We start from the raw sequence: 15593 nt of genomic DNA on the forward strand, positions 1-15593 counted from the left end.
TCTCACACGATAGCGTACAACAATATCAATTGAATTTCCAAGATTTATGACGCACGATCGATCCCTCAAAAATGCCGGCACAGGGAACGCCGCATCGCGGAAAGAGCTGGCACCGAGAATGGGGTCTGATCATGAGCTGGAACGACGAACAACTCGCCAAACTTCGCGAGCGGTATGGCGAAGGCGGCGGTGGCGACATCTATGACCCGCGCTTCCGGCGTGTTGCCGACCGCATCTTCTCGGGCAATACGCGTGTTGCACCATTTGCCGGCATCCCGACTTTCCTTGATGCGCCGTTCCGCCAGGTTGACCCGAAGAACCCGGATTTCAGCGACCTCGACGTCGCGATCGTCGGCATGCCGATGGACCTCGGCGTGACCAACCGCCCGGGCTCTCGATTCGGCCCCCGCGCCGTTCGCGCCATCGAGCGCGTCGGCCCGTACAACCACGTGCTTGACTGCGCGCCGGTGCAGCAGCTGCGTGTTGCGGACGTGGGCGACGTCCCGTTCCGCAGCCGCTACATGCTCGAGCAGAGCCATCAGGACATTGAGAACTGGATCGGCAAGATCGTCGCGGCCGGCGTCGTGCCGCTCTCGGTCGGCGGCGACCACTCGATCAGCCATCCGATCCTCAAGGCGGTCGGCAAGGACCGCCCGGTGGGCATGATCCACATCGATGCGCACTGCGACACCTCGGGCGCGTTCGACGGCACCAAGTTCCACCACGGCGGCCCGTTCCGCAACGCGGTGCTGGACGGCGTGCTCGACCCGACCCGCACGATCCAGATCGGCATTCGCGGCTCGTCCGAATATCTGTGGGAGTTCTCCTACGACTCCGGCATGACGGTGATCCACGCAGAGGAAATGCCTGCCATGGGCATTCCGGCGATCATCAAGAAGGCGCTGGAAGTGGTCGGCGACGGCCCGACCTACCTGTCCTTCGACATCGACAGCCTCGATCCGGCTTACGCGCCCGGCACCGGCACGCCGGAGATCGGCGGTCCGTCCAGCCGCGAGATCCTCGAGCTGATCCGCGGTCTCAAGGGCGTGAACCTTGTTGGCGGCGACGTCGTTGAAGTGGCGCCGCAATACGACTCCACGACCAACACCGCGCACGCCGGCGCGCAGATGCTGTTCGAAATCCTGAGCCTGATGGTTTTCAGCCCATTCGTGACTGGCGAGTCCCGCTGAACACACTTTATGCTAGCCGGCAAACGGCTAAACATAACACAAAGGGCGCAACCCAAGACCGCCCATACAGAGGAGAACACGATGACCAAGATTTTTGAAACCAGGATCAGTCGCCGCGCCGCACTCGGCGCGGGCCTGGCCACGGCCGGCATCCTTGCCATGCCGTCGATCCTTCGCGCGCAGGACCGCTCGATCAAGGTCGGCGTCTACGGTGGCTACTTCAAGGATTCCTTCGACAAGCACATCTTCCCGGAATTCACCAAGGCAACCGGCATCGCCGTCGAGTCAATTGCCGAGCCGACGGGCGAGGCATGGCTTGTTCAGCTCGAGCAGGCTGCCCGCGCTGGCCAGGCTCCGGCTGACCTGTCGATGATGTCCCAGGTTGCAATGCTGAAGGGCCAGGCGACCGAACTGTGGACGCCGCTTGACACCGCCAAGCTGAAGAACGCCGGAAATCTCCTCGACCAGTTTGTCAACAAGTACCCGGATGGCCGCGTTGCCGGCATCGGTGCTGTGGCCTGGTACATCACGCTCGTCACCAACACCGACGTCTACAAGGATGCGCCGGAAAGCTGGGCTGCGCTGTGGGATGAGGCCAACAAGGACAAGCTCGGCCTGCTCGCGCTCGTCTCCAACTCGTTCCTGCTGGAAGTTACCGCCAAGACCTTCTTCGGCGGCACCAACGCCCTCGACACCGAGGAAGGCCAGCTTAAGGTCTTCGAGAAACTCGCCGAGGTTCGCCCGAACGTCCGCCTCTGGTACCGTGACGAGGCTCAGTTCGAGCAGGCGCTGAAGTCGGGCGAAATCCCGATGGGCCAGTACTACCATGACGTGACCGGCCTCGCGGCTGCCGATGGTCACCCGGTCCGCTCGACCTTCCCGAAGGAAGGCGGCATCCTCGACTCCGGCTGCTGGGCGCTGTCGCGCGCTTCGCAGAAGGGCGAAGAGGCACACATCTTCATCGACTACATGTGCCAGCCTGAGATTCAGGCTCAGCTGTCGCGCAAGGTCGGCACGGCCCCAACCGTCCGCCGCGACCTGCTCGACCTCACCGACGAAGAGTTCGCAGCCGTGTCGTCCGAGATCGATCCGATCATCCCCCGCTACGACCTCTACACCTCCAAGTCCGACTGGCTGAACCAGAAGTGGACGGAGATGATCGCGGGCTGATCATCATCCCGCCTTGCGATTTCCTCGTGCTGATGGCACGAGGAAATCCGGATCACGCTGCAGGGCGGCACCCAGACCGCCCGCGGCCCTTAAGAGGGTGACTGCATGTCGGGGCTCCAGCTACAGGATCTCACAAAGCGCTTCGGCTCCGTGAACGCGGTCGATGGCGTGAATCTTTCCGTTCCGCATGGCACCTTCGTGTGTCTGCTGGGACCGTCCGGTTGCGGCAAGACGACCTTGCTGCGCATGATTGCCGGGCTTGAAGACCCCACCGCCGGCGCGATCGTCCTTGACGGCAAGGACATGACGGGCGTTCCGACGCACCAGCGCGACTTCGGCATGGTGTTCCAGTCGCTCGCCCTCTTTCCTCATCTCAACGTGGGCGAGAACATCGCCTACCCGCTGCGCATCCGCGGCGTTGACAAGGCAGAGCAGAAGAAGCGCGTTGACGAGCTGCTGAACCTCGTCCGCCTCCCGGGCCTCGCCGACCGTCCCGTTGCCAAGCTTTCCGGCGGCCAGCGCCAGCGCGTCGCCATCGCGCGTGCGCTTGCACTGCGCCCGAAACTTTTCCTTCTCGACGAACCGCTGTCGGCACTCGACGCCAAGCTGCGCGAGGCGATGCAGGTCGAACTGCGCCAGCTGCAGCAGTCGCTCGGCATCACCACCATCGTCGTCACCCACGACCAGCGCGAAGCCATGACCATGGCCGACCTCGTCGTCGTCATGGGTGAAGGCCGCATTCGCCAGGCCGCCTCGCCGATCCAGGTCTACCGCAAGCCGTCCGACGCCTTCGTCGCCGACTTCATCGGCATGACCAACCTTTTGCCTCTCAAGGGCAATGGCGACCTTCTCGGCACCAATTTCCCGAGCCTCGGCATGGCCGTGGGATCGGCCGGCGGCCATCTGTCGATCCGTCCGGAAGACGTGCGCCTGGTCGCGCCCGAACAGGGCACGCTGACCGGCACCGTCACCTTCGTCCGCGACCTCGGCGGCACCATCGAAACCTTCGTCGACGTCCAGGGCGTCTCGATCGTCTCGGTGACGACCCCGCGCGAGCGTACGCCCTTTGTCGCCGGCGACGCCGTCGGCGTCCGGCTGCCGGTCGAAAGCTGCGTGGTGCTCAAGGGATGAGACGCGAACCGCCCCGCAGCCTGGCCGACTACGCGCCGCTCGCCTTCCCGGCGATCATGCTGCTGGTCTTCTTCGTCATTCCCTTCTCGACGATGATCGCGGTGTCGTTCTTCCGCCGCGACCCGGCCGGCTTCTATTCGCGTGATTTCATCTTCGACAATTACGAGCGCTTCCTCTCCGCCTTCTTCGGCGGCGTGCTCGGCTTCTCGATCATGCTCGCCGTGATCGTGGCGGTGGTCTGCGTCATCATCGCATTCCCCTTCACCTGGCTGCTGGCGCAGGCGTCGCGCCGCGTCCAGATCGTTTGGCTGGTGGTGATCCTGTCGATTCTGTCGCTGTCCGAAGTCATCATCGGCTTTGCCTGGACCACCCTCTTCTCGCGCACCGCCGGCATCACCAACATCTTCGTCTGGATGGGCCTGATGAGCGAGGCGCAGGCACTGTCGCCGAACTTTGGCGCGGTGCTGACGGGCATGGTCTACCAGGCACTGCCCTACACTGTGCTCGTTCTCTATCCGGCCATCGTGCGGCTTGATCCGACGCTGATGGAGGCTGCCCGCACGCTCGGCTCCTCGCCGCTGCGCGCCTTCTTCAACGTGGTCGTTCCCGCCATGCGCAGCACTATCGTCGCAACGCTGATCATGGTGTTCGTCTTTGCGCTCGGTTCCTACCTGCTGCCACAGATGCTCGGCCGCCCTCAGCACTGGACGCTGTCGGTGCTGATCACGGATCAGGCGATCTACCAGTCGAACATGCCTTTCGCGGCTGCGATGGCCGTGTTCCTGGTGCTGATGTCGCTTGCTTTCGTCGGGCTCACCCTACTCGTCGGCGCGCGCAAGGGAGGCGAAGCATGAGCCAAGTCGGGCTTCGTCGCATCATCTTCACGCTGGTCGCGCTGTTCCTTGCCGGGCCGCTGGTCGTCGTCGCCGGCGTTTCGGTCAACGAGAAGCAGTCGCTGACCTTCCCGCCGCAGGGCTTTTCGCTGAACTGGTACTACCAGATCTTTGCCGACGACGGCTGGCGTGCGGCCCTGATCAATTCGGTTACGCTCGCTGCCGCCTCGGCGGCCATCGCGGTGCTGATGGCGCTGCCGCTCTCGTGGTTCCTCTGGCGGCGCATCGCGCCGTGGGCGAACATCTTCCGCCTGCTCGGCGTCGCGCCATTCATCCTGCCGCCGGTCATCACCGCGCTCGGCTTCCTGACCTTCTGGGCGACGGTTGGCGCTTATGGGCAGGCGTGGACCGCGGCGATCAGCCACGCGATCTTCTTCATCACGCTGCCGCTGGTCACGCTCTCGCTCGGCTTTGCCTCGATCGACCGTTCGCTGGTCGAAGCCGCCGCAACCATGGGCGGCAATGACCGCACCATCCTGCGCACCGTGGTGTTGCCGCTGATCCTGCCCTACCTGATTTCGGGCTTCGCCTTTGCCTTCGTGCTGTCGCTCAACGAGTACATCATCGCCTACATGACCGTGGGCTTCACGATGGAAACGCTGCCGATCAAGATCTTCAACGCCCTGCGCTACGGCTACACACCGATCATGGCCTCGGTTTCGGTGTTCTTCGTCTTGCTGGCAGCCATCATCTTCGGCCTGATTGCCCGCTTTGGCGACCTGCCGAAGCTGCTCGGCGCCCTGTCGGGAGGCGGCAAGTGAGGCTGGCGGTTCTGCAGATGCGGGCGCTGCCCGGCAATGTGGAAGCCAACCTGAAGATGATCGAGGACGGCCTGCGGGCTGCCGCCGCGCAGAACGCGGATCTGCTGATCGCGCCAGAGCTGGCTGTCACCGGCTATGGCGCGGGCGATGCGATTACCCGGCTGGCGGAACCCGCTTCTGGCCCGTCGCTTCATCGCCTAAACGCACTTGTTGCTGAAACCGGCACCGCGCTCGTCACCGGCTTTGCCGAGGCGGCCGATGGCGCAGTCTGGAACAGCGCAGCCTTCCTTGATGGGAAGGGTGCGCCGGTCATCTATCGCAAGTCGCACCTCTACGGCGACTACGAGAAAAACCTCTGCAAGGCGGCAGCCCCTTCGGCCGTCACGTTCGAACATGCCGGCATGAAGATCGGCATGCTGATCTGCTTCGACGTGGAGTTTCCCGAAAACGTCCGGCGGCTCGCGCTCGCCGGCTGCAACCTTGTCGTAGTACCGACCGCGCTGCCGGAGAGCCCCTACTCGCCCTTCATCGCCCGGTCGATGCTGCCGGTGCGTGCTTTCGAGAACCAGATCTTCGTGGCCTACGCCAACCACGCCGGCGCGGACGACGCATTCCGCTATGCCGGCTTGTCGGTGATCGCCGCGCCGGATGGGGCAATGCTCGCCCATCAGGATGACAGCGAGGCGGCGCTGCTCGTTGCCGACCTTGACCCCGACGGCTACGCCGAGGCCAGGAAGCAGAACTCCTACCTGGCCGATCTGCGCCTATAGCTTCGTCCAGGCGCCGTTGTCCTTCGACGAGCGCACACAGGCCTCAACGAAAGCGACACCCTCGACGCCATCCTCGACGGTCGGGAACACGACGTCCTCGGGGATCGGCGTGCCATCTCGCACCGCGCGGATGGCTCTTGCTGCCTCAGCATAGATGTTGGCGAAACCTTCGAGATAGCCTTCCGGATGGCCGCTTGGAACGCGGGTCAACCGCGCCGCCGATGCTCCGGCACCCGTTCCGCCGCGCGTGATCAGGCGCTTCTCGCCGCCGAAGGGCGTAAACCACAGGTGGTTTGGCTGCTCCTGTTCCCATTCGAGCCCGCCCTTCGAGCCGTAGATCCGCAGCTTGAGGCCATTCTCGTTGCCAGGCGCGACCTGGCTCGCCCACAACATGCCCTTGGCCCCGCCTCTGAAGCGCAGCATCACATGCGCGTTGTCATCGAGCTGGCGACCATCGACGAACGCCGTGAGATCGGCGGCGAGGCTGTCCAACTCGAGCCCGGTGACGAAGCGGGCGAGGTTGTAGGCGTGGGTGCCGATGTCGCCCAGCGCACCGCCCGCGCCAGATCGCGCCGGATCAGTGCGCCAGTCCGCCTGCTTGTTGCTGACGGGCTCGGTCAGCCAATCCTGCGGGTATTCCGCCTGCACCACCCTGATAGTCCCGAGCAGCCCTTCGGCGACCATCTGCCGGGCGTGGCGGACCATCGGATAGCCGGTGTAGTTGTGAGTGAGCACCAGCAGCTTGCCGCTGGACTTCACGAGGTCGGCGAGCTGCTTTGCATCAGCAAGGTTCGACGTCAGCGGCTTGTCGCAGATGACGTGTATGCCGGCTTCAAGGAAAGCCTTCGCCGCCGGGAAGTGGACATGATTGGGCGTGACGATCGAGACCGCCTCGATCCCGTCGGGCCGGGCGGCTTCCGCCTTCGCCATTTCCTCGAACGAGTCGTAGCAGCGTTCGGGATCAAGCCCGAGTTCCGCCCCCGAAACCTTTGCGCGTTCGGGGTCCGACGATAGCGCGCCGGCTGCGAGTTCGAATTCTCCGTCCAGCCTTGCGGCTATCCGATGCACCGCACCGATGAATGCGCCCTGCCCGCCGCCGACCATGCCGTAGCGGATCGGCCGGTTTGACTTCTGCTCACGTCCCTCGATTGCCACGCTGCACCTCCCTACTGCGAAGCTTCTCCACATTGTCCTAAACCGATTCAATCGCGAGATAAACCCGCCCGCCCCGCGCTTCATAATGAGACAGCGCATAGTGGCATGCCCCTTGCACACCCCGAAGCAGGCAAAGGTCCCAGCACAAGTCGAGGGCCAACAATGGGGGTATGTGCCATGCATAACCGTCAGAACATTCTCTCGGTCAATCTGGAAGACTACTTCCAGGTCGCGCCCATGCGACAGGTCATTCCGCACCGATACTGGCCGCGCTTCGAGCTGCGTATTGAGAAGTCGACGGGCGAGGTACTGGACCTGCTCGATCGCTATGGAGCCAGGGCAACCTTCTTTTCCGTCGGCTGGCTGGCCGAGCGCTGCCCGGACCTGATTGCCGAAATCTCGCGGCGCGGCCACGAGGTTGCAAGCAAGGGCTACTTCCACCGCAATTTCAGCCAGATGTGCCTCGATGAGCTGCGCGACGACTTCCTGCGCTCGCGCGATGCCATCGAGAAAGCGACCGGTGAGACCGTCCTTGGCTACCGCATGGCGGAAGGCTCGCTTCCCGCTGACGACATTGCGCCCTATCGCGTGCTCGCAGAGGCAGGCGTGCGCTATGACTCCAGCCTGCGCCCGTTCGGCCCGCGCTTCATCGGCAAGCCGCAACAGCGCCGCATCCACGAAATTTCTGGCGATGGCTGGTCCATCACCGAAGTGCCGCTCTCGTCCGACACCTTCCTCGGTGTGCCAATTCCGGTCACCGGTGGCAACTACATGCGCCAGCTGCCGCGCGGGCTGCATGAGGGCCGCGTCGCCGCATGGCACCAGCACCATGACGAGCCGTGGCACTTCTACTTCCATTCCTGGGAACTCGACCCCGACCAGCCGCGCGTGTCGGCCACGACCCGGCTTGGCCGGCTACGCCAGTACCGCAATCTGGACGAAATGCGCGAGCGCATCGAAGGCTGGCTGGAGCGCTACTCGTTCCGCAGCATCGCCGAGCATCTCCAGCTTGCGATTGAGCCCGCTCCGGTCCGCGCCGCGCGCGAGGCAACGCCGATCGTCGTCAAGACCAATGCGCCGACGCGCGAAGTACAGAAGGTGACGATCGTCACCCCCTGCTACAATGAGGAAGAAACGCTTCCCTACCTCGCCAGCACACTCGCTTCGGTCGAGCGCGAGAATGAAGGCCTCTACGAGTTCTCCTACGTCTTTGTCGACGACGGCAGTAAGGACGGCACCTGGAACAAGCTGCACGAGCTCTTCGGCGGGAAAGAGAACGTCCAGCTCATCCGCCACCAGGTCAATCGCGGCATCGCCGCCGCGACCATGACCGGAATCCGCGCCGCAAGGGACGAGATCGTCTGCGGCATCGACTGCGACTGCTCGTTCGACCCGCACCTGCTGGCGAAGATGATCCCGCTACTGACGCCCGGGGTCGACATGGTGCAGGCGTCCCCCTACCACCGCGACGGCGGCGTTTTGAACGTGCCCGCCTGGCGGCTCGCGCTGTCGAAGGGCGTGTGCCTGATCTACCGCCACATCCTCAACCACGCCTTCTCGAGCTATACGGCGTGCTTCCGTGTCTACCGCCGTTCGAAGGTGCTCGGCATGAAGCTGGATGACGAAGGCTTCATGGGCATCATGGAAATCTTCGTCCGCCTCGACCAGTCGAATGCGCGGATCGTTGAATTCCCGGCAGTGCTCGAAAGCCGCCTGATCGGCCACTCGAAAATGAAGGTGGTGCGGGTCATCCGCAATCACCTCGGCCTCATCCGCCGGCTCGTCCTGCGGCGCCGCGGTGATCGCACCTTCGCCATTCCCGCAACTCCGGCAACAGGGAACTCTCGCTATGGCTCGTGAACGCTGGTGCATCGTAGGCGGTGGCATGCTGGGTCTTGCCCTCGCCCACAAGCTCGAACAGCCGAGACGGGAGATCACCGTCCTAGAAGCGTCCGACCGCTTCGGCGGCCTTGCTGATGCCTGGACGGTTGGTCCGGTCACCTGGGATCGCCACTACCACGTCACGCTCATGTCCGACCTGCACATGCGGGGTCTCCTCAAGGACATCGGCCTCGACGGCGAACTCAACTGGCGCACGACCCGCACTGATTTCTACGAAAACGGCCGCTTCCACCCGCTCAACAATGCGATCGACTTCCTGCGTTTCCCGCCGCTCGGGCTGATCGACAAGGCGCGCCTCGCCTTCACGATCCTCTACGCGTCGCGGCTGAAGAATGGCGTCGCGCTCGAAAGCATCCCGGTCGCCGAGTGGCTGACGAAACTGTCGGGGAAGCGCACCTACGAGCGCATCTGGAAGCCGCTGCTGCGTGCCAAGCTCGGCGACAACTACAAGATCGTCTCAGCCTCGTTCATCTGGTCCGTCATCAACCGCTTCTACAGCGCCCGCCGCGCCGGCATCGAAAAGGAGATGTTCGGCTACGTGACCGGCGGCTACGAGCGGATCGTCAACACGTTTGTCGCCGACCTTGAGACGCGCGGGGTCATCTGCCGCGAGAACCAGCCTGTGCTGGATATCGCGCAAGGCCCGGACGGCATCAGCGTCCGCACACCGGCCGGCACCGAGACGTTCGACCGCGTCATCGTTACCGCCCCGGGCGACATCGCCGCGCGCATGTGCTCCGCGCTGGCACAGTCGGAGCGCGAGCGGCTTGCAGCCCTGCGCTATCAGGGCGTCGTCTGCGCCTCCGTGGTGCTGAAGAAGCCGTTGCGGGGCCGCTACCTCACCTATGTCGCCGACGAGACGATCCCCTTCACCGGTGTCATCGAAATGACGGCGGTCGTCGATCGCGAGACCTTCAACGGGCTTAGCCTCGTCTACCTGCCGCACTATCTGCCGGCGGATCACCCGCTGTTCGATGAGAAGGAGGAGGTGCTGCGCGAGCGCTGCATCTCCAACCTCCGGCGCATGTACCCCCACATCGCCGACGATGACGTCGTCGCCTTCCGTGTCTCCCGCGCGCGCAACGTGATGGCGGTGCAGGCGCTGAACTACTCGAAGGCTGTGCCGCCGATGCACACCAGCGTCGAGGGCCTGCACATCGTCAACTCGGCGCAGATCATCAACGGCAACCTCAATGTCGACGAGACCATCGCGCTTGCCGAGCGTGCAGCGCGCGACCTTGACGCACTGACGGCGCCAAGCACCACGGTATGCGGAGCCGCATGCGGCGACGAGGCGATGCCAATAGCGGCGGAATAAGAAATGGCCTGGATTTTTCTGACGATAGCAGTGCTCTCCAACATCACTTCCAACATGATGTTCAAGCTAGCCATGGCGGCGTTTCCGCAGGAGCGCACCTTCGAGACGCTGCTGCGCTTCGCCTTCAATCCTTACCTGTGGGCCGGCGGGCTCGCATGCGTGCTGCTCCTCGGCTGCTACCTGCTGGCATTGCGCGACCTCAGCCTGATGATGTCCTACGTCTTCGTCATCTCGCTCTCGATGGTCGGCATCACGGTCGCCTCGGTCGTCTTCTTCGGCGACGCCCTGTCCCTGAAGGCGTCGGTCGGAGCCGCGCTCGTCATTGCGGGCGTATCGCTGATTGCGTCTGCAAACCACGCGCCGGAAGTCGACACCGCGGACACCGCCAATCCTGTCGGAATGGCCGCACGATGAGCGCAGGCGATACCCTCGACTATGCGCGGGCGCTGCCGCGCACCGAGCCGCTGGCAAAGCGCGTCTTCGACATTATCGGCGCGCTGCTGGCGATCCTCGTCTTCTCGCCGCTATTCATCATCATCGCCATTGCGATCCGCCTTGAAAGCAAGGGACCAGTGCTGTTCCGCCAGGAACGTTATGGCCAGGGCCGCACCCGCTTTCGCATCTACAAGTTCCGCACCATGCGGCACGAGCGCGACGCCGAGTTCCGCCAGGCGGTGCGCGGCGACGACCGCATTACTCGCGTTGGCCGCGTCCTGCGCCGGGTCAATCTGGACGAGCTGCCGCAGCTCTTCAACGTGCTGCTGGGGGATATGTCGCTCGTTGGACCTCGGCCCCACCCGATTGCGCTCGACGAACAATTCGGTTCGCGGATCGACCGCTATTGGGACCGTTATGACGTGCGGCCCGGCATCACGGGCTGGGCACAGGTTAACGGGTTTCGCGGCGAGACCGACACAATCAAGAAGATGCAGCTGCGCGTTCTGCACGACCTGGAATATCTGCGCCGCCGTTCCTTCTGGTTCGACATCCGCATCCTCTTGATGACGCTCGTCTCCGCCCGCGCCTATCGCAACGCGTTCTGAGGTAGCCATGCGCCCCGCCAGCCTGTCTCTCGATCTCGACAATCTCTGGAGCTACATGAAGACGGCCGGGATCTCGGGCTGGCAGGATTTCCCATCCTATCTCGATCTCGTCACGCCCCGGATCCTCGAGCGCCTCGACCGCCACGGGCTGAAGATCACCTTCTTCATCGTCGGGCAGGATGCGGCGTTGAAGGAAAATGCGGCGGCGCTGCGCATGATCGCCGACTCAGGGCACGAGATCGCCAACCACTCGTTTCACCATGAGCCCTGGCTCTCGCGCCGCTCGCGCGAGGCAATGAACGCCGAGCTCGAAGCTGCGGAACAGGCCATCGGCGAGGCCACCGGCCAGCGCACCATCGGCTTCCGCGGTCCGAGCTTCTGCCTGTCGACACCACTGCTGGAGACGCTGTTCGAGCGCGCCTACCAGTACGACGCCTCCACGCTGCCAACCTTCCTCGGGCCGCTCGCCCGCGCCTATTATTTCACCCGCGCGGACCTTTCGGCCGAAGAGCGCCGGAAGCGCTCGCTGCTGTTCGGTTCGCTGGCAGACGGCCTGCGCCCCATCCGCCCCTATGAGTGGAAGCTGCCGAAGGGCAGCATGGTCGAGATCCCGGTCACGACCATTCCGGTCGCCCGCGCCCCGTTCCATCTGACCTATCTGTCATTTCTGGCAACCCATTCAGGCGCCGCTGCCACTGCGTACTGGAAGGCCGCGCTCGCCGCCTGCCGCGTCTTCGGCGTCGAGCCATCCGTGCTCCTGCACCCGCTCGACTTCCTTGGCTGCGACGACCTCGACATCCTGGCGCGCTTCCCCGGCATGCAGCTGCCGTCGCAGCGCAAGCTTGCCATCGTCGACATGGTACTGTCGGACCTTTCCCGCAGCCACCGCGTGCTCACCATGCGCGCTTACGCCGACGAAGTCCGCCAGCGCGGGCTGAAGCTACGCCAGCCCTCGTTCGAGCCTGACACGGCGGCGCTGGCTGCATCCTGAGCGGACGTCCCAATCTGGGACGACCTGCCGGTGAGCTGCACCTACTGCTTCACGTAAAGGATCCAGCAAGGATCGATGCGCACTGCGCGGCGCTCCGCCAGGACGGGTTCGGCAATGGCACGAATGTCTGCCCTCTGGTCTAGCAACGGGCACAGCGGTTCTACGATCGCGTCGACTTCAGCTAGCCCCGCACGATAGGATTCATGCCGGCCGGCCGGATATCCTCGCGTGGGGTCGAGCCCCATTGGCATTCCTTTGGCGCCCTTGCGCCCCAGTAGCAACGGCATCGGATCAACATAGTCGAGTCCGGCAATGCTCTCGTAGCGAACCCCCGCCTCCTGCTCGTGGCGCTGGATAGCCTTCATCCCCTCAACGAGATCAATCAGGTACAGCAGCTGTGTATCGGGCATGGTGTAGTAGAGGAAGGAGGGATCCTCGCCCTCCTGTACGAGCGTCCGGTATGTTTCCGAGTGCTCGGTGTAATGCTCCCGCATCAACCGTGCCCGGCGAATGTACTCCTCACGTGAAGACACGCTGTTGAGGACGCCAAGCTCGGGAAGGTTCAGGCTCACCTGCGCAGGCATGATCGCCACAGCGCGAGCAAGCCGGTGTGCCGCCTTGCTGAATGTCGGCAGTGCCGTGAGGGCCAGAAGCAAGATAACGGCAAGACGAACATGACCTCCGAGCTTCTTTCCCAAAAACAGGATGCCGGACAGCAGCGGCCACAGATAGATGAACTCCTGGGAGCCGGTGTTCTGCATCTCGAAGCTGATCGCAAAGACAGTCATCAGCGCGAGCTGAACGGCAGTCAGCGAGAATATCCCGGTGATCTTGTTAAGACCCGGTGCCCGGAGCGAATGCAACAGCCGGTCACGCTCGGCGAATGCCAGCACGATGCAGAGAATCCCCAGCGGCGCAAGCAGGTCCAGCTCTTGCGAGATCAGACGCAGCACACGGCGCAGGAGGCCTCCGCTGTTGTGCGCGAGCATGGCAAGAACGTCGGAGATATAGATCGAGACGATGCCGAGGCTCGCTTCCACGACAACAACTGGCACGAGAAACGCGACCAAACCGGCGCCCATTAACTTGGCGCCGAGCCTGCCCGCAAGGAATGCGCAAAGGATGAAGCCCGCGCCAGCGACAAAACCGGTGATCTTGAGAAAGAAAAGCGCTGCCGCGGCAAGCCCCGCGATCGATCCCAAAGCTAGCGGAACACGGACCAGTGCCAGGGCAGATGCCAGCACATAAAGAACCAGGCCTGCCTGACGGTTGTAGAGCCCATAGCCGTCGACCGCCGGAACCGTCACGAATTCATTGGAATTGACCGGGGCAAGGCTGAAGAACGCAAAGGGCAGCACAACCGCCAGCACACGCCCGGGCTCCGCATCTGCTGCAAGTATGACGGCTGCCATCAACGGCGCCGTCACAAGCAGAAGCGAATACTGCCCTACCAGAAGCGGCTGACCGTCAGGCCAGATGCGTTGCGTCAGCTCGTACAGATAGTATGGAAGCGCGCCTACCGAGAGGAAGAAGTCCTGATGCGGAACCTCCCCGACGCGGATCCTGTGCGCCGCGTCGACGAAGAAATAGATGTCCCAGTAGTAGGTACCGATCGGTAGCACGGTCACGACGCTCAGAAGGACTGCGGCAAGCGCCACCGTGGCGACAAGCGCCCACATCGCGGCGGCCCGGGAAGAGACAGTCACTCCCCTGGCACGCTCTTCAGAAACAACCTCAACCATCAGCGCGCCCCGCCCAGAACTGACCTTGGTTCAGGCCTCTCGCTCGGACCGGCGGGTGAGCCCGCGAACAGCTTCGACAACAGCGCAAGTCCAACTCCCAGGCCGAGACCGACAATCAGCGCGACGGCCAGCAGGAGGTACGGCGACGGCCAGCTCGGCGTGAAGTCCGGCCGCGCGGTCGTGATCACGCGGGCAACGTCCGTCGGGACATTGACCTGCTCGCGCGCGTCCTTGGAGCGAACGAGGAACTGTTCGTAGATTGCAGCGTCAGACGCGGCCTGCCGCTCCAGGTCGCGCAGCTCGACGCTTGCCTGGTTGCTCGTCGCCATCTGCTCCTCGAGCCTCGCGATCTGCTCGCGCACCGCCCGTTCGTTGGCAGCCGCCACATCATGCTCGACCTGGTAGCGGGCAATCAGCCGATCAACCTCGCGCCGGATATCGGCCTGTACTGTCGCCTTGGAATCCCGCAGAGCCTGCAGCGAGGGATGCCGCGAAGCGAGGGTCGCCGAAAGCGAGGCCTCGCGCGAGGTCAGCGAAGAATACTGCTGGCGTAGCGAGTCGAGATGCGGGGAGTCCAGCGAGCCGGACGCAAGCACGCGCTCGACCGTTTGGCCGCGAAGGCGCGACACTTCTTCCCAGCGCGCACGGGCGGCACTGGCAGTGGTCGACACCACGCTGAGCTGCTGGTTGAGGTCGCGCAGCTGCTGCTCGACGACGGTCATGCGTTCCGCGTTGAGGAGGCCGTTTTGCGCGCGGTATTCCTCGACCTTGCGCTGCGACTCAAGTGCGGCCAGCCGCAGTTCCTCAAGGCGTCCGCCGAGCTGTTCCTCGACCTGGTTGATCTGCGACCGCGTGTTGTTGGCGAGTTCCTCGATGTAGAGGTCGGTCAGGCGATTGGCGATGTCGGCAGCAAGGATCGGGTCCTTCGACTTGACTGTGACGCCAAGCACATAGGTATTGCCGACGCGCGCGACCTCGACATCTTCCTGCAGCGCCTTGAGCACCCTGTCCTCAAGAGTGAGGCCGCTCGTGGAAGCTGCGCGCGGTCCGCGCAGGATCAACCGGGCGAAATCTTGGAGCGGCGAACTGCTGCTGGCGCTCTCGACGAGTTCGGGATCATCGAGCAGATTCAAATCAGCGATGACTTTGCGCAGCAGCAGCTGCGAGGTCATCACGTTGACCTGGCTGTCGAGCAGGAAGGTGTCCGCACCGAACGAGGACTGGCCCATGCCGCTCTGCACGATTTCCTGCTGAAACACGGCACGCCGGCGCGGGTCGATCAGCACTTCCGCAGTGGCCTTGTAGACCGGCGGGACGATCCAGATGTAGGCGAGGGTAAGCAGAAGGGTTCCGATGACACAGCCGCCAATCAGGCGGACGCGTGTGGAGACGGCCGACCAGAGGGTTCGGACATCGGAAACGAAAGCAGCCTCCGGCCTCTCGGGGCTCTCGGAGCGCCGATAGGTGATCAGTTCGACCTGCTCGTGAGGTCGAGTATCCTCTCTGTCCAGCCGGAATCTGCGCATC

General features: G+C 63.8%; 14 protein-coding genes. 11 read left to right on the top strand and 3 right to left on the bottom strand.

Annotated features, from left to right (window positions below):
* Window positions 1-131: 131 nt before the first annotated feature.
* The 6 genes from speB to L610_RS19010 all read left to right on the top strand — a co-directional run bounded on the left by speB (window position 132) and on the right by L610_RS19010 (window position 5915).
* Window positions 132-1190: an agmatinase gene (speB, locus tag L610_RS18985; RefSeq protein ID WP_024847992.1), complete on the top strand. Its 1059-nt coding sequence runs from the start codon at window positions 132-134 to the stop codon at window positions 1188-1190.
* Window positions 1191-1271: 81 nt separating this feature from the next.
* Window positions 1272-2360 carry a PotD/PotF family extracellular solute-binding protein gene (locus tag L610_RS18990; protein ID WP_024847991.1) on the top strand — a complete coding sequence of 363 codons (1089 nt, stop codon included), beginning with the start codon at window positions 1272-1274 and terminating at the stop codon, window positions 2358-2360.
* Between the two features lie 105 nt (window positions 2361-2465).
* Complete coding sequence (locus tag L610_RS18995) at window positions 2466-3491, top strand: ABC transporter ATP-binding protein (RefSeq protein WP_024847990.1); 1026 nt, start codon at window positions 2466-2468, stop codon at window positions 3489-3491.
* Entirely contained in the window at window positions 3488-4345 is an 858-nt protein-coding gene (locus L610_RS19000; RefSeq protein WP_024847989.1) for an ABC transporter permease, read from the top strand. Before L610_RS18995 ends, L610_RS19000 begins: the two co-directional genes overlap by 4 nt.
* Entirely contained in the window at window positions 4342-5145 is an 804-nt protein-coding gene (locus tag L610_RS19005; RefSeq protein WP_024847988.1) for an ABC transporter permease, read from the top strand. The genes L610_RS19000 and L610_RS19005 overlap by 4 nt, the downstream gene beginning before the upstream one ends.
* Window positions 5142-5915 (top strand): carbon-nitrogen hydrolase family protein, encoded by a 774-nt coding sequence (locus L610_RS19010; RefSeq protein ID WP_024847987.1) that lies wholly within the window; start codon window positions 5142-5144, stop codon window positions 5913-5915. Before L610_RS19005 ends, L610_RS19010 begins: the two co-directional genes overlap by 4 nt.
* Here the strand turns inward: L610_RS19010 and L610_RS19015 are convergent.
* A complete protein-coding gene (locus L610_RS19015; protein ID WP_051473181.1) occupies window positions 5910-7019 on the bottom strand; it encodes a Gfo/Idh/MocA family protein in 1110 nt (369 codons plus the stop codon). The genes L610_RS19010 and L610_RS19015 overlap by 6 nt on opposite strands.
* Window positions 7020-7247: 228 nt before the next feature.
* Here L610_RS19015 and L610_RS19020 point away from each other — a divergent pair, with 228 nt between their 5' ends.
* Genes L610_RS19020 through L610_RS19040 form a run of 5 tightly spaced genes read left to right on the top strand, consistent with a single transcriptional unit; the run spans window position 7248 to window position 12324 of the window.
* The gene (locus L610_RS19020) at window positions 7248-8930 is read left to right on the top strand and encodes a glycosyltransferase (RefSeq protein ID WP_024847985.1); all 1683 of its coding nucleotides are present in this window, start codon (window positions 7248-7250) and stop codon (window positions 8928-8930) included.
* Window positions 8920-10290 (top strand): NAD(P)/FAD-dependent oxidoreductase, encoded by a 1371-nt coding sequence (locus L610_RS19025; RefSeq protein ID WP_024847984.1) that lies wholly within the window; start codon window positions 8920-8922, stop codon window positions 10288-10290. The genes L610_RS19020 and L610_RS19025 overlap by 11 nt, the downstream gene beginning before the upstream one ends.
* 3 nt (window positions 10291-10293) lie before the next feature.
* On the top strand, window positions 10294-10704 hold the full coding sequence (locus L610_RS19030) for a hypothetical protein (protein ID WP_024847983.1): 411 nt from the start codon (window positions 10294-10296) through the stop codon (window positions 10702-10704).
* A complete protein-coding gene (locus L610_RS19035) occupies window positions 10701-11333 on the top strand; it encodes an exopolysaccharide biosynthesis polyprenyl glycosylphosphotransferase (protein ID WP_024847982.1) in 633 nt (210 codons plus the stop codon). Before L610_RS19030 ends, L610_RS19035 begins: the two co-directional genes overlap by 4 nt.
* A 7-nt stretch (window positions 11334-11340) precedes the next feature.
* A complete protein-coding gene (locus tag L610_RS19040; protein ID WP_144706947.1) occupies window positions 11341-12324 on the top strand; it encodes a polysaccharide deacetylase family protein in 984 nt (327 codons plus the stop codon).
* A 41-nt stretch (window positions 12325-12365) separates the two neighbouring features.
* Here L610_RS19040 and L610_RS19045 read toward each other — a convergent pair whose 3' ends face one another.
* Entirely contained in the window at window positions 12366-14066 is a 1701-nt protein-coding gene (locus tag L610_RS19045) for a hypothetical protein (protein ID WP_144706949.1), read from the bottom strand.
* A complete protein-coding gene (locus L610_RS19050; protein ID WP_024847979.1) occupies window positions 14066-15592 on the bottom strand; it encodes a GumC family protein in 1527 nt (508 codons plus the stop codon). Before L610_RS19050 ends, L610_RS19045 begins: the two co-directional genes overlap by 1 nt.
* Window position 15593 lies beyond the last annotated feature (1 nt).

The organism is Aminobacter sp. J44 (genome assembly GCF_007829415.1).
GTDB lineage: Bacteria > Pseudomonadota > Alphaproteobacteria > Rhizobiales > Rhizobiaceae > Aerobium.